This window comes from Sphingomonas sp. DC4900, assembly GCF_049896485.1.
Lineage (GTDB): Bacteria > Pseudomonadota > Alphaproteobacteria > Sphingomonadales > Sphingomonadaceae > Sphingomonas > Sphingomonas aquatilis.
Genome location: NZ_JAFCUK010000004.1, coordinates 161,570 through 178,425, shown reverse-complemented (window position 1 = coordinate 178,425; position 16,856 = coordinate 161,570). Strand labels below are relative to the sequence as shown.

The window sequence follows — 16,856 nt, the reverse complement described above, 5'->3', positions numbered from 1 at the left end:
GGACAACCAGATGACCGAAGCCGCAAAGGTATCCGTGAACGGCAAGGATTTCGACTACCCGGTCATGTCCGGCACTGTCGGACCGGACGTCGTCGACATCCGCAAGTTCTACGCGCAGACCGGGGACTTTACCTACGATCCGGGGTTCACCTCGACGGCTTCGTGCCAGTCGAAGCTGACCTATATCGACGGCGACGAAGGCGTTCTGCTGCATCGCGGCTATCCGATCGGCGAGCTCGCCGAACAGTCGAGCTTCATGGAAGTCGCCTATCTGCTGCTGAATGGCGAGCTGCCCTCGGCGGACGAGCTGACGGGCTTCACCAACACGATCACGCGCCACACCATGGTGCATGAGCAGCTCGCGGCGTTCTTCCGTGGCTTCCGCCGCGATGCGCACCCGATGGCGATCATGTGCGGCGTGGTCGGCGCGCTGTCGGCCTTCTATCACGATTCGACCGACATCCATGATCCGGTGCAGCGCACCATCGCGTCGCATCGCCTGATCGCCAAGATTCCTACGATCGCGGCGATGGCGTACAAGTACAGCGTGGGTCAGCCCTTCCTGTACCCGGACAACTCGCTGTCCTACACCGGTAACTTCCTGCGCATGACGTTCGGCGTTCCGGCCGAGCCGTATGAAGTGAACCCGGCCGTCGAAAAGGCGATGGACCGTATCTTCATCCTGCACGCCGATCACGAGCAGAACGCCTCGACCTCGACCGTCCGTCTCGCCGGTTCGTCGGGCGCGAACCCGTTCGCGTGCATCGCCGCCGGCATCGCCTGCCTCTGGGGTCCGGCACATGGCGGCGCGAACGAAGCCGCGCTCAACATGCTGCGCGAGATCGGCACGCCCGAGCGTATCCCCGAGTTCATCGCGCGCGCCAAGGACAAGAACGATCCGTTCCGCCTGATGGGCTTCGGTCACCGCGTGTACAAGAATTACGATCCGCGCGCGACCGTGATGCAGAAGACCGTGCGTGAGGTCTTCGACGCGCTGAAGGTCAACGATCCGCTGTTCGACACCGCACTGCGGCTGGAAGAGCTGGCGCTGTCGGACGATTACTTCATCGAGAAGAAGCTGTTCCCGAACGTCGATTTCTATTCGGGCGTCATCCTGTCGGCGATCGGCTTCCCGACCGAGATGTTCACCGTGCTGTTCGCGCTCGCCCGCACCGTCGGCTGGGTCGCGCAGTGGAACGAGATGATCACCGATCCCGACCAGAAGATCGGCCGTCCGCGTCAGCTGTACACCGGCCCGACGCAGCGGTCGTACGTGCCGGTCGAGCAGCGCTGATGCGCCGGGCCCGGCCGGTCCTCATCTCGATCGGCGTCATGCTGACGCTGGTCGGGTTGCTGTGGGTCGGCCAGGGCCTCGGCTACGTCCATTGGCCGCAGGAGAGCTTCATGCTCGACCAGCGGCCATGGGCGGACCGCGGTGCCGCGCTCGCTGTCGGCGGATTGCTCTTGATCCTAGTCGCGCGCCGTATCCGACGCTGACGCCCTGCGGAACGCTTAGGGGCCCCGATCAGACCGGCAGGCTGAGCGTGAACCGCGCGCCCTCACCGGGCGCACTTTCTACCGTCAGATCGCCGCCCATCGCCCGCGCCAGACGCCGCGCGATATAGAGGCCCAGGCCATTGCCGCCCGCCTCGGTCGGATCGACGCGTTCGAACTTCTCGAAAATGCGCGCCTGATCCTCAATCGCGATGCCCTTGCCCTGATCGGCGACCACCGCCTCTGCCATGCCGCCGGTGCGCAGCGCGGTGACGCTCACGACGCCACCCTCCGGCGAGTAGCGCACGGCATTGCCGACAAGATTGACCATGATCTGCAACGCACGGCGAAAATCGCCCTGCGCCGGCATGCGCAGCTCGGGCAGCGGCCGCGCGATCGCGACGCCCGCGTTGCTCGCGCGGACGGAGAGCAGCCCCGCCGCGCGGCGCGCGACGTCGGCGAGATCGATCGAATCGGTGTCCAGCGCGAAATCGGGCCGCTCGATCGCCTGCAGATCCACCAGATCGTCGACCAGTCCGAGCAGATGCCGGCCCGCATTGGCGATGTCCGACGCATAATCGGCATAGTCGCGCTGCACCGGCCCCTCCGCCTCGGCGTGGATCGTGTCGGCGTGGGCGATGATCCGGGCAAGCGGCGTGCGCAGCGCCTTGTCGAGCCCTTCGGTGAAGGCCGGCGCAATTGTCGATGGAGAGGCCGGTGCGGGCGCCTCGTCCTCAACCCGCGCGATGCCGGACAGACCGGCAAATTGGCCCGAGGGATCGCAGCGCACATGCGCGGTCAGCAGGACGCGGACGTCGCCACCGCGCACACGCGCACGCTGGCGCTCGAGTGGCCGCTGACGCGCCACCGCCTCGAGCATCGGGAGCGCACCGTCACCATCCGAATCGAGCGTGAACAAGGCGGTCAGCGGCTGTCCGAGCAGCGACAAGGCGTCGAGCCCCAGCCGTCGTGCCGCATCGATCGACACGAATGTCAGGCGAAGCCCGCCATCCGTATCCCAGGCAAGATCGTCCGATTCGACCAATCGGGCCGCAGGCGATGCGATGACCGGCCGCGCCCGCATCTCACGCCAGCCGCTGACGGCCATGCGTACGCCGTCGCCATCCGGTTGGGCCCGTATCCATAGGTCAAGGTCGGTATCCCCGTCGGCAACCACGACGCCGCGCGACACGAGAATGCCGAGCCGCCGCGCCAGACGCGCCACCGTCGCCAGTTGCGGCACCGCGAGTGCGGCGCCCATCGTGCCGCCGGCTGCTTCGTTGAGTGCGAGCAATGCCGGGTCGGCCGCGACCAGCCGTCCGTCGCCATCGATCATCGCATGGCTGACGGGAACGTCGGGAATACCGTCCAGCCTCATCGTCCAGCCTCTCGCGCCAAAGCATCGATCGCGAGACGCAAGTCATGGTGCAGCGTCAGCGGGGCCAGCGCCGATCGCGCAGCCTCGACCGGAACGGCGGCAATGGCGTCGAGTTCCTCGGCAAAGATATCGATGTCGCGCCGTGGATCGGCGTCGGCGAGTGCCAGCGCGATCCGCGCGATCGTCGGGCGATCGAGCGCCGCCGCCCGCAGTGCCAGCCACAGCCGGTCGCCCTCGGGCTCCAGCACGATCGCGCGCGCGCCGGTGAAGTCGAGATCGACCGCGCGGCCGAGGATTGCGATAAACAGGATCAGGCGGCGATCGCCGAGGGCTTCGACCAGCAGATCGCCAAGTTCGTGCGCCCGCGCATCGATCGCGCTTGCGAGGCGCACCGCCAATGCTTCGACCCGCTGGCCCTCGTCGTGCGCGGCAAGGCTCCGCTGCGCTGCCTCGACGATCGCGCGATCGACGGCGGCATCCTCGCCCGATACCGCGATGCGACCTTCGCGAATCGAGGCGGCGACCCACCAGACCAGCTGATGATGCCGCTCAGCGGGCAGCAAGCCGGGCAATGCGCCGCCTTGCTCCACCGAAGCGCGGCGACGAGCCTCTGCGGTCATCAACGCCCGCGCCGCGGCGGCGACGACACCGTCATCGACCTCGGCCAGGCGAACGAGCAGGCTCGGCTGATCGGGCGTACCCGCCTGCGACGGCAGAGCGGCAGCGATTCGGTCGCATCGCACCTGCGCGATCAGTTCGTCCATCAGACCGCGATCGCGCAGCAGGCCTGCACGCGACAGGCGTCGCACCACGTCCTCATGCCCTTTTAGCAGCTGTTCGGCCTGCGTATCGGCGCCCTGCCCTGCGAGCACGCGAGCCGCGTGACGGCGGATGTCCGTCTCGACGCCTTGGACGACGGCAGCAAGCATGCGCCCCAGCGCCACGCGCGTCCGCTCGTCCAGCCGCGAATCCTCGGCCACGAAGAAATCGTCGATCGCACCGGTCAGGCGTGCGTCGGCGCGCGCCGCGAGACGGGTCGCAGCGCCGATGCGCGTGGCGAGCGCATCCCGCTCCGCCTGATCCGTTCCGACCGCCATGATGTGGTTGCCTACGCTTCCATCATTAAGACAGCGTTATGCAAGGGTCCGCAATCGCTCGATTCCAGCCGCCAATGTTGCAGCGGCGTAGGTCGCTGCAAGCCCCAGTCCCAGCATGGGCGACGACAGGAGCGCGCCCAGCCAGACGAGCAGCAGGTAGGCCGGCGGACTGCCCCACCACATCCGCCGCGGCGCCGGCCCCAGCGCGCGCTCGCCAAGACCCGCAAGCACGACACCGGCGATCGCCAGCATCTGCTCGCTGCCATCGACCGATAACTGAGTCGCATCATGGCCATAGGCCAACACCGCGAGCGCCGGCAGGATCGCGGCGGCCCGGGTCAGCCATGTCGCGCTGCCCGATTCGTCTCGCAGATCGGCAAGGATCGCACCGAGCGACAGGCCCAGCGTGCCGACCAAGGCCAACAGCAGCCCCGACACGTCATGCCCGAACGCGGTCAGGGTCGTACCGAGCAGCCCCAAAACGCCGCCGGCGGCTGCCACGGCGAGGACGGGCACCGTCCGCGGCACCAGCAATGGAATAACCGACCGGGCGAGTGGTGCGGTGATATAGCGTTCGAACCACCCACTGCGCGACGACACCATCGCCGCCATCGCGCGCCGGCTTCGCGCGTCGAGCGTCTGCGCCGAATGACCGACGCCATGGCTTGCGCGGATCGCCTCTTGCGGCAGCAGGATATGCGTCGCCCGGGCCTGCGACGCGAGGCGGACAAGGGTCGAAGGCACGTCATAGTCCCGTGGCATCGCCGCCAGCTCGGCTAGGCGACGCGGTTCCAGTCGGGCAACGCCTGCCCAGACCATGCCACCGCCCAGCCGTTCGTACCCCGGCCCCACCTGATCCTCCGGCACGACCAGCAACGCGTCGCCGCCCTCGCGTGCCAGTACGGCGAGCGTATCGCCGGTCGTGGTCAACCCATCCGCCAGCATCAGCACGCGGGCCAGCGGGTGCAAGGTCTCTGCCGCCTCGGCGGCGGTCCGCACCGTGTCGACAGCGATGCCACGCTTGCCTATACGATTGATCGCACCCAGCAATTCAGGCGTCAGCCGGGCAACGACGATGATGATCTGCGATGCGCCAGCGGCGATCAGCAGCCGCGCCTGATATTCGATCAGCGTCACGCCACCGAACGGCAGCGTCGCGGTCAGCATGTTGGGCCGATCGTCCGCGTCGTGCATGGCGAAGAGAAGGCCGGCGAGCATCTGGCGCTGTTAAGGGGTCATCTTCCCCCTGCCTAGGGCGGATTGCGGCTAAAGACGCATCACCGATCGACGCAGCTTGCCGAGGATAGCCGTATCGCGCGCACCATCGGCCGCCTGTGCCGCGAGGGCCATCAGCCGGACGGCCCCGAAGCTCGCCGCCAGCCCCTTCAATCGCGAGGCCGCGTCACGCCATTGGTCGCGGGTCGTCGCCGCGTCCATCGCCGCCAGCGCCCGTTCGGCGCTTTCGGTGAAGGCCAGCCGCAATTCGGCGATCAACCCGGGTTCGTCACCCACTGCGGCGGCCAGCGCCGCGTCGATCGCTCCGGGATCATACGCCATGAGAGGCCGCTTAGCGCACCACCACTTAATCAAGTGTTGCACTTTCGCTTTATGACGGTGCCGAACATGGTTAAGCCCGGCGGACACGAACGGGGGTTCCATGATTATCGACATGCGGGCGGAAGCCGCAGCCACCGACGATGCCCTGGGCCGGTACGAGCTGGAACCGACTACGCCCGAATCGATGGGTGGCCACGGCGACTATCACGGCGGCGAACCGCTCGCCTGGACCGAGGCGGTCGAGGTCGAGCCGCGCCGCGCGACGTGGCTGGCGCCGACGCTGGCGATCACCGCCTCCGTCGCCTGGATCGGCGGCATGCTCTGGCTCGCCCGCGACCAGCTTCCGTTCCTGCTGCCCGTCCCCCTCGCCCAATATATCGCCGCGCTGGCGGTGATCCCCGCCCTCATCGGCATCGTCTATCTGCTCGCCATGCGCACCAGCCGGCGCGAGGCGACCCGATTCCGCAGCACCGCCCAGGCGATGCGGGCCGAGGCCGCCAGTCTGGAACGGACGGTCGCCGCCGTCTCCCGATCGCTCGACGCCAACCGCCGCCAGCTCGCCGACCAGATCACCACGCTGATGGCGATGGGCGATGGCGCGAACGAACGGCTGGCTGCGGTCGGACGCGGCATGGCACTGGAGATCGGCCAGGCTGATGCACACGCCCGCGCGCTGTCCGAAGCCGTAGCCGAGGCGCAGACGCACCTCGGCGTCCTCCTCGCCTCGCTGCCGCGTGCGCAGGCCGAGGTGGCGGAGGCCGGGCGGCTGCTCGACGATACCGGCTTGGCCGCCGGCGAGCATGCTGCGGCGTTGGAGGCGAAGCTCGCCGCGCTCGCGGAGCGCGGCAGGGAGGCGGACCTCGTCGCCGGCGGCGCCGCACAGAAACTCGCTGCGCATATCGCGCGTATGGAGGCGACCAGCGAAACAGCGGGCGCCCGGCTCGAATCGGTCACGGGCGACATGTCCGACGCGGTCGATGCGCTGCTCGGCCGTACGGCCGACGCCGTGGACGAGGCGCGCAAGGGCATTGCCGCGCAGGGCGAGGCAATGCTGGCGATGCTGCGCGCCAATCAGGCCGCGCTCGACACTGCCGCGCGTCAGAGTGCAGACGCTCTGGGAGAACGGATCGCCGCCGTCGAAGACGTCATCGACCGCGTGACGCTGCGCCTGCACGACCAGCGCGGGGCAAGCGAGTCGCTGCTCGCCGGGCTCGACGCCGGGATCGAGCGCGTCGAGACGCGGCTGGATACGTTGCACGCACAGGGCGTCGACCGGTCGCAGCTGCTCGCGGCGTCGATCAGCGCGCTGGGTGGCTCGGCGGATGCGATGACCGAAGCGTTGCGCACTGGCGAAGCGATGGCGACGCGAACGATCGGCACCACCGAATCGCTGCTCATCGCCCTTGATGCAGCAGCGCGCGAGATCGACGAGACGCTGCCCGAAGCGCTAGCGCGACTCGATTCGCGCATCGCCTCCAGCAAGCAGGTCGTCGTCGCCGCGAAGCCGGAGCTGCTCGCGCTCGTGACCGCTGCAGAAAGCACGCATGACGCGATCGAGGCGATCGCGGGCGTCATCGCCGAACAGACGACGACGCTCGATCGCCTGTCGGGCACCCTGCTCCAGACGCTCAACGACGGCCGCGCCAAGGCCGACGCGCTCGGCATGATGGTCGACGAAACGATCGATCGCACGCATCGCTTCGCCGAAGAGGCAGCCCCGCGGCTCGTCGACGCGCTGCTCCGCGTCCGCGACACCGCGTCCGTCGCGGCGGACAAGGCGCGCGAGACGCTGGCGAGCGTCATTCCCGATGCGGCCAGCCAGATGGAGGAAGCGAGCGCGGAGGCGATGCGCCGCGCCACCGGCGACACGGTCGAGCGGCAGGTGCGGGCGATTGCCGATGCGACGGGGCATGCCGTCGACGCCGCCACCCGCGCGACCGAACGGCTATCGGCGCAGGTCCAGCAGATCCTCGATCAGACGGCGCTGGTCGAGACGCGACTCGAGGATGCCCGCACCGAGCGCGAAGAGGCGGAGCGCGACACATTCGCTCGCCGCGCCTCGCTGCTGATCGAATCGCTCAATTCGGCCGCGATCGACATCACGAAGGCATTTGCGCCCGAAGTGTCTGACAGCGCCTGGGCCGCCTATCTGAAGGGCGATCGCGGGGTCTTCACCCGCCGTGCGGTGCGCGTGCTCGAACCGGGTGACGCCCGCGATATCGCACGGCTGTACGATGACGACGCCCGGTTCCGGGAGTCGGTCAATCGCTACATCCACGATTTCGAAGGGATGCTCCGGACGATCCTTGCACAGCGGGACGGCTCGCCGCTCAGCGTGACCTTGCTGTCGTCGGACATGGGCAAACTGTACGTCGCACTCGCGCAGGCGATCGAACGGCTGCGCTAAGGCGCGTCAGTTCGGGTGTTGCTCGCGGACCTTCGGGTCGCGTAGCAGATCGTCGATCGCGGCGGCGATGCGCGCTGCGACCAGCGGCCGCCCTTCTTCATCCATCAGGTGGAGCGCGCGTTCGAGCAAATCGAGCGCTTGGCCGTGCCTGTCGTACACCGATCGGGCCTTTCGTCAGTCACCACCCTCTGTGGCGGCGGCAAAAGCCTATCAGGCAACGACTTGCGCGAACCTGACACGAACATGACAATCAAGTCAGGCCGATCGCGCCTAGCTGCGGTTGTAGACGGCCTCGCGATCGAACAGGTCGAGCATCTGCGGCGTGACCCAGCCGAATTCGTAATTGGCAATGAACAGGCCGAACAGGATCGTCGCCACGATGGTTACGCGGACCGCGAGACGGCCGAGGCGAAATTCGTGCGGCGCACTTTCCGCCTGACCCGCGACGTGCTCACCCCCCACTTCATGGGTCGTGCGCACGCCCCAGGGCAATACGAGGAACACCGAGAACGCCCAGAACAGGACGTAGATCGCAAGCATCGACGTCCAGCGCATGGGATCAGGCCTCGATGATCAGCACATCGACGATCGGCTTCTTGCCCGTCCAGCGGGTCGCGATGCGCCGCACCGCGAGCCGGACGTCCTCGCGGCGTCGATCGAGTTCGCGCCGCTGGCCCTTCAACGCTTCGGCAGCGGCCTCGGCGGCATCTTCGATAAAGGCCGCGCGATCCTCTTCGACCGGCACGCCCTGAACGCGCACCTGCGGCCGGCCGAGCAGCCGCCCATCCTTGCCGATCGCGACCGCAACCGAAATCTGGCCATTGATCGCCAGCTTGCGACGTTCGTTGATCGTCGATCCGTCCGCGGGCAGGATCACGTCACCGTCGAGCACCAGGCGACCGACACCGGCATTGCCGATCTTCTCGGGCTTGCCGGGCAGCAGCCGAATGACGTCGCCATCGCTCTGCACGATCGACTGCGGCACGCCCTCGCTCAGCGCGAAGCGGGCATGCTCCATCATGTGACGCATCTCGCCATGGACCGGCACCAACGTCTGCGGACGGATCCACTTGTACATCTGCGCCAGTTCAGGTCGTCCGGGATGGCCCGAGACGTGGACGTGTGCCTGCCGCTCGGTGATCATCACCACGCCCTTGGACGCGAGCGTATTCTGGATCTTGCCGATCGCAACCTCGTTGCCCGGAATCTGCTTCGATGAGAAGATCACCGTGTCGCCGAGGTCGAGCTTGATCGTGTGCGAGCCATCGGCGACCCGTGCCAGCGCTGCGCGCGGCTCGCCCTGGCCGCCCGTAGCGACGATCAGCACCTTGTTCTTCGGCAGCCGCATCGCGGTGTCGGGATCGACCGTTTCGGGGAAATCGGTCAGATAGCCCGTCGCCTGCGCGACCTTCAGGATCCGGTCGAGCGAGCGGCCGGTGACGCACAGCTTGCGCCCGGTCTCGCGCGCCACCTGCCCCAACGTATGGAGGCGTGCCGCATTGGACGCGAAGGTGGTGACAAGCACCCGCCCCTTCGCGCGCGCGATCTGCTCCGCCAGGCCGCGACGCACCGATGCTTCGGAGCCGGATGCTTCTGCGTTGAAGACGTTGGTCGAATCGCAGACCAGCACGTCGACGCCGGCGTCCCCGATCTGGGTCAGTCGTTCCGGGCTGGTCGGCTTGCCGATCACCGGCGTGGGATCAAGCTTCCAATCGCCGGTGTGGAACACGCGGCCCGCCTTGGTTTCGATCACCAGCGCATTGGGTTCGGGGATCGAGTGCGACAGCTCGATGAAGCTGACGCCGAAGGGGCCGATCTGTGCGCCCGCGACGCCGCTCTTGCCCGGCTGGATCACGCGCAGCTTGACGCGATGGGCGTTGCCCTCTTCCTCCAGCTTGCCGCGGATCAAACCGGCCGTGAACGGCGTCGCATACAGCGGCACGCCCAGGTCTTCGGCGAGATAGGGCAGCGCGCCGATGTGGTCTTCATGCCCGTGCGTCAGGACGATACCGACTAGATCGTTCAGGCGATCCTCGATGAAGGACAGGTCGGGCAGGACGATATCGATGCCGGGATATGCGGCATCGGCGAAGGTCACGCCCAGATCGACCATCAGCCACTTGCCGGCGTGGCCATAGAGATTGACGTTCATGCCGATCTCACCCGAGCCACCCAGGGCGCAGAAGAGAAGTTCGTTGGTTTTGGGAGTCATTGATGTCTTTCGTGAATTGCGTAGCGCCCGCAGGCCGGTGAATGGCGCGAGCGCGTCTCAGCCGATATGGGCGTTTTGGTACATGATCGCCAGCCCCTGGATGGTCAGGTCCGGTTCGATGACGTCGAAGACGTCGGTATGTTGTTCGAACAACGTCGCCAGGCCGCCGGTCGCGATCACTTTTGCGGGTCGGCCGATCTCCGCCTTCATGCGCGCGACCAGCCCCTCGATCATCGCGATATACCCGAAATACACCCCGATCGTCATCTGATCGACGGTGTTGCGGCCGATGACGCTGCCGTTCGCCGGCGCTTCAATCGCGATGCGCGGCAGTTTGGCCGCGGCGCTGACCAGCGCATCCAACGACAGGTTGATACCGGGTGCGATGATGCCGCCCTTATAGGCGCCGCTATAGTCGCTGACGTCGAAGGTCGTCGCGGTCCCGAAATCGATGACGATCAGGTCACCTGGGTGCAGCGCATGTGCCGCGATGGTGTTGACCGCGCGGTCTGCGCCCAGGTTCTGCGGCTCGTCGACATCCAGCGCGATCCCCCATTCCACCGGCGCGCGACCGGCGATCAGCGCCTCCGACCCGAAATACTTGCTGCTGAGCACCTGCAAATTGTGGAGGGCGCGGGGTACGACGGTCGCGATGATGACGGCGTCGATCTGCGACCGGTCATAGCCTTCCAGCGCAAGCAGCTGGCTTAGCCATACGGCATATTCGTCCGCGGTCCGCCGCGGATCGGTCGCGATGCGCCAGCGCGCCTTGATCGTGCGGGCACCGGCCTCGCTCATGTCCACCAGCGCAAACACGACATTGGTGTTGCCGGCATCGACGGCGAGCAGCATCCTCACTCCTTCACAGCAGAAAAACGTCGCCGGCATGAATGACATGCCGGGCACCCGACGCCAAGCGCAGGATCAGCGCGCCGTCGGCGTCCAAGCCGTCGAACAGGCCGTCGACCGCGCTTCCATCGGGCAGACGGGCGGTGAGCGGCGTGCCGAGCGGATGCGCAGCCGCGAGCCATGCCGAGCGAATGGCTGCGATCCCCTCGCCACGCCAGCGCGCCAGCCATCGCGCGAACGCTTCGGAGAGCACCTCGGCAAAGGTCGGCGGATCGACACTGACGCCTTGCGCCGCAAGGCTCGTCGTCGGGCGATCGGAGAGGTCGGGGTGATGCGCCAGATTGACGCCGATGCCGACGACCACCGCATCGCCGCTCCGCTCCAGCAGAATGCCTGACAGCTTCGCACCAGCGATGACGACGTCGTTCGGCCATTTGAGCCAAGCCGTTCCGGATGGCGTCAGAAAAACGCCCAAGGCATCGTGGAGAGCAACGGCAGCCGTCAGCGCCAGCGTCGCGGGCGGCGGATCGCTGGCCCGGAGACGAACCAGCGTCGATCCCGAGAAATTACCCGGCGGCGCGCTCCATGTCCGTCCCAGCCGGCCGCGCCCCGCCGTCTGCCGCTCGGCACGGAGCCACAGCCCCTCCTCCGCGCCCTGCGTGGCGAGGAGGAGCATATCGGCGTTTGTGGATCCCGTTTCCGAGATGAAGCGGATGGTCAAACGCCGGGGAACAATGCGCGAGCTGCGGCCATCGTCCAGCCACCGAGCAGCGGGATGGCGAGATAGCCGAGCGGCGACACGAAGGCGGCCGTCAGCACGATCAGGCCGCCCTCGACGGGGCTGTTACCCTTCACGAACGCCGGTGCCGGTTCGTCGAAGTACATCGTCTTGACGACGCGCAGGTAATAATAGGCGCCGATCGTCGACGCCGCGATACCGATCACCGCGAGCGGGAACAGCCCGGCCTTCACCGCCGCGTCGAACACCGCGAACTTGGCGTAGAAGCCGAACAGCGGCGGAATGCCGGCGAGGCTGAACATGAAGATCGCAAGCGCCGCGGCAAGACCCGGACGGGTCCGCGACATCCCCGACAGCGAGGCGATGCTCTCGACCGGCTGGCCCGCCTCGTCACGCATCTGCAGGACGATGAGGAACGAGCCCAGCGTCATGGCGATGTAGATCGTCATGTAGGTCAGCACGCCCGCCACGCCCTCCGGCGTACCCGCCGCAAGGCCGACCAGCGCGAACCCGACGTTGTTGATCGACGAATAGGCGAGCAGGCGCTTGATGTTGCTCTGACCGATCGCGGCGACCGCGCCGAGAATGATCGAGGCAAGCGCGGCAAAGATGACGATCTGGCGCCACTGGTCCGTCGCCGGACCCATCGCCTCGACCGCAACGCGGACGGCAAGGCCCATCGCCGCGACCTTTGGCGCCGAGGCGAAAAACGCGGTCACCGGCGTCGGCGCGCCCTCGTACACGTCTGGCGTCCACATGTGGAACGGGACAGCCGAAATCTTGAAGGCGATACCGGCAAAGACGAACACCAGCCCGAACAGCAGGCCCAGCGACTTCGTGCCAGCATAAGCCGCGGCGATCCCGCCGAACAGCGTCGTACCCGAGAAGCCGTACACCAGGCTGATGCCGTAGAGCAGGATGCCGCTCGCCAGCGCACCGAGGATGAAATATTTGAGGCCCGCTTCCGCCGAACGCGTGTCGCGGCGCATAAAGCTCGCCAGCACATAGGCCGACAGGCTCTGCAGTTCGAGGCCGACGTACAGCGTCAGCAGGTCGCTCGCCGACACCATCATGCCCATGCCGGCCGCAGAGAGCAGGATCAGCACCGGATATTCGGGACGCAGGTCGTCGCCGCTGGTGCGCTGGAAGAAGTCCGGAGCCATCAGGATACCGACGGCGGCGGCGACGAAGATCAGCACCTTGGCGAACGCGGCAAACGCGTCGGCGCGGTACAGCCCGCCGAACGCGCTGCCGCCCGAACCCGCAGGCCCCATCAACGCGACACACGCGCCGGCCAGGATCGCAACCGCAGCCCAGGACACCGCGCGGGTCGACGCAGGTCCACCCCAGGCGGCGACCAGCATCAGGACGATGGCGCCGACGCCGAGGATCACCTCAGGCAGCGTCATGGCGAGATTGGCGGCGTAATCCATCAGTGCGTGGTTCCGTGGGCAGCGGCGGCGTGCGCCGCGGCAGGAGTGGTCGCGGCGGGCTTGCCGGCGGTCGGCTTGGAATCGGACGGCGGCGCTGCCCGATCGACGCGGGTCAGCAGAACCGCGACGTCCTTGCGCATCGGCGCCATGAAGCTTTCCGGATAGACACCCATCCACAGCGCGACCGCGGCGATCGGAGCCAGCAGCCAAAGCTCGCGATGCGACAGGTCTTCCATCGCGCGAACCTCGTCCGACTTGATCTCGCCGAAGGCGATGCGCCGGTAGAGATAGAGCATGTACGCCGCGCCGAGGATGATGCTGGTCGTGCAGAGCAGCGCGATCCACGTCGACACCTGATACGTGCCCATCAGCGACAGGAATTCGGCGACGAAGCCGCTCGTCCCCGGCAGACCGATCGACGCCATGGTGAAGAACAGGAAGAACAGGGCGTAGCGCGGCATGTTGATCGCCAGACCGCCGTAGCGGCTGATCTCACGCGTGTGCAGGCGATCGTAGATGACGCCGACGCACAGGAACAGCGCGCCCGACACCAGGCCGTGGCTGAGCATCATGATCATCGCGCCTTCGATGCCCTGCCGGTTAAAGGCGAACAGTCCGATGGTCACGATCGCCATGTGCGCGACCGACGAATAGGCGATGAGCTTCTTCATATCGGACTGCACGAGCGCGACGAGGCTGGTGTAGATCACCGCGACCGCCGACAGGCCGAAGATCAGCCAGGTCAGCTGGCCCGACGCTTCGGGGAACATCGGCAGGCTGAAGCGCAGGAAGCCGTAACCGCCGAGCTTCAGCAGCACGCCCGCCAGGATCACCGAGCCTGCGGTCGGCGCCTGCACGTGCGCGTCGGGCAACCAGGTGTGGACCGGCCACATCGGCATTTTCACCGCGAACGAGGCGAAGAACGCCAGCCACAGCCACGTCTGCACATGCGCCGGGAAGTCGAACGTCTGCAGCGCCGGGATGCTGGACGTGCCCGCGACCTGCACCATGTACAGCATCGCGATCAGCATCAGCAGCGAGCCGAGCAGCGTATAGAGGAAGAACTTATACGACGCATAGATGCGGTTCACGCCGCCCCAGATGCCGATGATCAGATACATCGGGATCAGGCCGGCTTCGAAGAACAGGTAGAACAGGAACAGGTCCTGCGCCGCGAACGTGCCGATCATCAGCGTTTCGGTGAGCAGGAACGCGGCCATATATTCCGGCACGCGGTTCGTCACCGACCGCCAGCTCGCCCCGATGCAGATCGGCATCAGAAAGACGCTGAGCATGATCAGCATCAGCGCGAAGCCGTCGATGCCGAGGTCCCAGGCGAAGAAGCCCAAGCGGGGGCCGTGCTCGACGAACTGCCACTGCGCTCCGCCGATGTCGAAGTTCGCCCAGAGCAGGATGCCCAGCGCAAAGTCGGCGAAAGTCGCGCCCAGTGCGACCATCCGCGCGGTCGCGGCCGGGACGAACAGGCAGGCGATCGCCGCGAGCGCGGGGATCAACAGCATGATCGTCAGGATGGGGAAGCCGCTCATTGTGCGATCGCCCAGGTGACGACGGCGGTCAGACCGATCAGCATGACGAAAGCATAGGTATAGACATATCCGTTCTGGAGCCGGCCGGCGATGCGGCTGGACCGCTCGACGATCCACGCCGAGCCGTTCGGCCCGAAGCGATCGATCGTCTTTTCGTCACCGCGATGCCACAGGAAGCGGCCGATCGCGAAGGCGGGGCGGACGAAGAGCAGGTTATACAGCTCATCGAAATAATATTTGTGGGTGAGGAAGCGGTACAGGACGCGGAACTGCTCCGCCACCGCGGCGGGGAAGGTCGGCGCCTTGATATAGGCGTACCATGCGGTGAACAGGCCGGTCAGCATCGCGACCGTCGCCGACAGCTTCACCCAGGTCGGCACCTCATGCATTGCATGCATCAGATGCTCGCGGAAGGCGATGTCGCCCTTCCAGAAGCTTTCCCCAGCGCTCGGCTCTATGAAATAGCCATGGAAGACGAAGCCGGCCGCGATCGCGCCGATCGACAGCACGATCAGCGGGATCAGCATCGGCAGCGGGCTTTCGTGCGGATGATAGCCACCCGTCCCCGCCGGCAGATCATGCTGCGCCGGCCCGTGCGTCGAGGGATGGTCGCCCGCATCCTCGGCCTGCGCCGGGTTGCTGCGCGCCTCATCGGCGTGATGCGCGTCGTGCGCATGGGCGTCATGACCGTGAGCGTGATCGTCATGGCCGTGGCCATGGGCATCGTGGAGCGCGTGCTGGATATGCTCCGATGCGGCCCAACGCGGCTTGCCCCAGAAGGTCAGGAACATCAGGCGCCACGAATAGAAGCTGGTGATCAGCGCGACGAGCACACCGACGAACCACACACCCGGCTCACCGGCGGCCCAGCTTGCCTCGATGATCGCATCCTTCGAATGGAAGCCAGCGAAACCGATGCCGAGCGGGTTGCCGAACACCGCGGGCAGGCCGACGCCGGTGATCGCCAGCGTACCCATCATCATGCCCCAGAAGGTCAGCGGGATGCTTTTCCGCAGGCCGCCGTAATAGCGCATGTCCTGCTCGTGATGCATCGCGTGGATGACCGAGCCGGCCCCCAGGAACAGCAGCGCCTTGAAGAAGGCGTGCGTGAACAGGTGGAACATCGCCGCGCCATAAGCGCCGACGCCCGCCGCGAAGAACATATAGCCAAGCTGCGAACAGGTGGAATAGGCGATGACGCGCTTGATGTCGGTCTGCACCATGCCGACGGTCGCGGCGAACAGGCAGGTCGCGGCACCGATGAAGGTGACGAAATGCAGCGCGGTCGGCGACATTTCGAACATCGGCGACAGGCGGCACACCATGAAGACGCCCGCGGTCACCATCGTCGCGGCGTGGATCAGCGCCGACACCGGGGTCGGGCCCTCCATCGCGTCCGGCAACCACGTGTGCAGGCCGAGCTGCGCCGACTTGCCCATCGCACCGACGAACAGCAGCAGGCAGAGCACGGTCATCGTATCGGCACGGAACCACAGGAAGCCGATCGTCGAGCCCGCCATGTTCGGTGCCGCGGCGAGGATCGCCGGGATCGAGACGGTGCCGAACACCAGGAAGGTGCCGAAGATGCCGAGCATGAAGCCCAGATCGCCAACGCGGTTGACGACGAACGCCTTGATCGCGGCCGCATTGGCGGACGGCTTACGGAACCAGAAACCGATCAGGAGGTACGAGGCGAGGCCCACACCTTCCCAGCCGAAGAACATCTGGACCAGCGTGTCGGCGGTCACCAGCATCAGCATCGCGAAGGTGAACAGCGACAGATAGGCGAAGAAGCGCGGCTGATCCGGATCCTCGCTCATATAGCCCCAGCTATAGAGGTGGACGAGCGCCGACACGCTGGTGATGACCACCAGCATGATCGCGGTCAGCTGGTCGACGCGCAGCGACCAATCGACCGCCATGTCGCCGCTGACGATCCAGGTGAGCACCGGTACGACCTGCGCCGTGCTGGTGCCGGCGAGGAAGCCGAGGAAGATCGGCCACGACAGCAGGCACGATACGAACAGCGCGCCGGTCGTGATGACCTTGGCCGGCACGAAGCCGATCGCCTTGTTGCCCAGCCCTGCGACGGCGGCCGCCAGGAGCGGTAGGAATACGATGAATAAGATGGCGTGCACCGAAA

The 16,856-nt window shown here is 66.7% G+C and carries 15 protein-coding genes; 3 read left to right on the top strand and 12 right to left on the bottom strand.

The window, feature by feature from the left end; translation table 11 throughout:
- Positions 1–10 precede the first annotated feature (10 nt).
- Both ACP690_RS07345 and ACP690_RS07340 read left to right on the top strand, forming a co-directional pair.
- Positions 11–1,294 (top strand): citrate synthase, encoded by a 1,284-nt coding sequence (locus tag ACP690_RS07345; RefSeq protein ID WP_017979157.1) that lies wholly within the window; start codon positions 11–13, stop codon positions 1,292–1,294.
- The gene (locus ACP690_RS07340) at positions 1,294–1,497 is read left to right on the top strand and encodes a hypothetical protein (RefSeq protein ID WP_017979158.1); all 204 of its coding nucleotides are present in this window, start codon (positions 1,294–1,296) and stop codon (positions 1,495–1,497) included. The genes ACP690_RS07345 and ACP690_RS07340 overlap by 1 nt, the downstream gene beginning before the upstream one ends.
- A gap of 28 nt (positions 1,498–1,525) precedes the next feature.
- Here the strand turns inward: ACP690_RS07340 and ACP690_RS07335 are convergent, their stop codons facing one another.
- From ACP690_RS07335 to ACP690_RS07320, 4 genes are read right to left on the bottom strand one after another with little or no spacing between them, the layout of a single operon-like run.
- Entirely contained in the window at positions 1,526–2,872 is a 1,347-nt protein-coding gene (locus ACP690_RS07335) for an ATP-binding protein (RefSeq protein WP_426260632.1), read from the bottom strand.
- A complete protein-coding gene (locus ACP690_RS07330; RefSeq protein WP_426260631.1) occupies positions 2,869–3,969 on the bottom strand; it encodes a hypothetical protein in 1,101 nt (366 codons plus the stop codon). The genes ACP690_RS07335 and ACP690_RS07330 overlap by 4 nt, the downstream gene beginning before the upstream one ends.
- 36 nt (positions 3,970–4,005) lie before the next feature.
- The gene (locus ACP690_RS07325; protein ID WP_426260630.1) at positions 4,006–5,187 is read right to left on the bottom strand and encodes a hypothetical protein; all 1,182 of its coding nucleotides are present in this window, start codon (positions 5,185–5,187) and stop codon (positions 4,006–4,008) included.
- Positions 5,188–5,235: 48 nt separating this feature from the next.
- Positions 5,236–5,526 carry an Hpt domain-containing protein gene (locus ACP690_RS07320; protein ID WP_017979162.1) on the bottom strand — a complete coding sequence of 97 codons (291 nt, stop codon included), beginning with the start codon at positions 5,524–5,526 and terminating at the stop codon, positions 5,236–5,238.
- A gap of 100 nt (positions 5,527–5,626) precedes the next feature.
- Here ACP690_RS07320 and ACP690_RS07315 point away from each other — a divergent pair, with 100 nt between their 5' ends.
- Entirely contained in the window at positions 5,627–7,933 is a 2,307-nt protein-coding gene (locus tag ACP690_RS07315; RefSeq protein ID WP_426260629.1) for a hypothetical protein, read from the top strand.
- 6 nt (positions 7,934–7,939) lie between these two features.
- On the opposite strand, the gene ACP690_RS07310 is transcribed toward ACP690_RS07315, so the two are convergent.
- The 8 genes from ACP690_RS07310 to nuoL form a co-directional block, all read right to left on the bottom strand.
- The gene (locus tag ACP690_RS07310) at positions 7,940–8,092 is read right to left on the bottom strand and encodes a hypothetical protein (protein WP_017979164.1); all 153 of its coding nucleotides are present in this window, start codon (positions 8,090–8,092) and stop codon (positions 7,940–7,942) included.
- A gap of 111 nt (positions 8,093–8,203) precedes the next feature.
- Positions 8,204–8,488 (bottom strand): DUF1467 family protein, encoded by a 285-nt coding sequence (locus ACP690_RS07305; RefSeq protein ID WP_017979165.1) that lies wholly within the window; start codon positions 8,486–8,488, stop codon positions 8,204–8,206.
- 4 nt (positions 8,489–8,492) lie between these two features.
- Positions 8,493–10,145, bottom strand: a complete 1,653-nt coding sequence (locus tag ACP690_RS07300) for a ribonuclease J (RefSeq protein WP_063685296.1) — start codon at positions 10,143–10,145, stop codon at positions 8,493–8,495.
- A 57-nt stretch (positions 10,146–10,202) separates the two neighbouring features.
- Entirely contained in the window at positions 10,203–10,997 is a 795-nt protein-coding gene (locus ACP690_RS07295) for a type III pantothenate kinase (protein ID WP_426255957.1), read from the bottom strand.
- Between the two features lie 10 nt (positions 10,998–11,007).
- Positions 11,008–11,715: a biotin--[acetyl-CoA-carboxylase] ligase gene (locus ACP690_RS07290; RefSeq protein ID WP_426255956.1), complete on the bottom strand. Its 708-nt coding sequence runs from the start codon at positions 11,713–11,715 to the stop codon at positions 11,008–11,010.
- The gene (gene nuoN, locus ACP690_RS07285; RefSeq protein ID WP_426255955.1) at positions 11,712–13,166 is read right to left on the bottom strand and encodes an NADH-quinone oxidoreductase subunit NuoN; all 1,455 of its coding nucleotides are present in this window, start codon (positions 13,164–13,166) and stop codon (positions 11,712–11,714) included. Before nuoN ends, ACP690_RS07290 begins: the two co-directional genes overlap by 4 nt.
- A complete protein-coding gene (locus ACP690_RS07280) occupies positions 13,166–14,713 on the bottom strand; it encodes an NADH-quinone oxidoreductase subunit M (RefSeq protein ID WP_426260628.1) in 1,548 nt (515 codons plus the stop codon). The genes nuoN and ACP690_RS07280 overlap by 1 nt, the downstream gene beginning before the upstream one ends.
- The gene (gene nuoL, locus ACP690_RS07275) at positions 14,710–16,851 is read right to left on the bottom strand and encodes an NADH-quinone oxidoreductase subunit L (RefSeq protein WP_426260627.1); all 2,142 of its coding nucleotides are present in this window, start codon (positions 16,849–16,851) and stop codon (positions 14,710–14,712) included. Before nuoL ends, ACP690_RS07280 begins: the two co-directional genes overlap by 4 nt.
- Positions 16,852–16,856: the final 5 nt, after the last annotated feature.

What these genes read in the sequence shown, in the direction of transcription:
- ACP690_RS07345 (WP_017979157.1), top strand. Translation starts at nt 11, where the DNA reads ATGACCGAAGCCGCAAAGGTATCCGTGAACGGCAAGGATTTCGACTAC.
- ACP690_RS07340 (WP_017979158.1), top strand. Translation starts at nt 1,294, where the DNA reads ATGCGCCGGGCCCGGCCGGTCCTCATCTCGATCGGCGTCATGCTGACG.
- ACP690_RS07335 (WP_426260632.1), bottom strand. Translation starts at nt 2,872, where the DNA reads ATGAGGCTGGACGGTATTCCCGACGTTCCCGTCAGCCATGCGATGATC.
- ACP690_RS07330 (WP_426260631.1), bottom strand. Translation starts at nt 3,969, where the DNA reads ATGGCGGTCGGAACGGATCAGGCGGAGCGGGATGCGCTCGCCACGCGC.
- ACP690_RS07325 (WP_426260630.1), bottom strand. Translation starts at nt 5,187, where the DNA reads ATGCTCGCCGGCCTTCTCTTCGCCATGCACGACGCGGACGATCGGCCC.
- ACP690_RS07320 (WP_017979162.1), bottom strand. Translation starts at nt 5,526, where the DNA reads ATGGCGTATGATCCCGGAGCGATCGACGCGGCGCTGGCCGCCGCAGTG.
- ACP690_RS07315 (WP_426260629.1), top strand. Translation starts at nt 5,627, where the DNA reads ATGATTATCGACATGCGGGCGGAAGCCGCAGCCACCGACGATGCCCTG.
- ACP690_RS07305 (WP_017979165.1), bottom strand. Translation starts at nt 8,488, where the DNA reads ATGCGCTGGACGTCGATGCTTGCGATCTACGTCCTGTTCTGGGCGTTC.
- ACP690_RS07300 (WP_063685296.1), bottom strand. Translation starts at nt 10,145, where the DNA reads ATGACTCCCAAAACCAACGAACTTCTCTTCTGCGCCCTGGGTGGCTCG.
- ACP690_RS07295 (WP_426255957.1), bottom strand. Translation starts at nt 10,997, where the DNA reads ATGCTGCTCGCCGTCGATGCCGGCAACACCAATGTCGTGTTTGCGCTG.
- nuoN (WP_426255955.1), bottom strand. Translation starts at nt 13,166, where the DNA reads ATGGATTACGCCGCCAATCTCGCCATGACGCTGCCTGAGGTGATCCTC.
- ACP690_RS07280 (WP_426260628.1), bottom strand. Translation starts at nt 14,713, where the DNA reads ATGAGCGGCTTCCCCATCCTGACGATCATGCTGTTGATCCCCGCGCTC.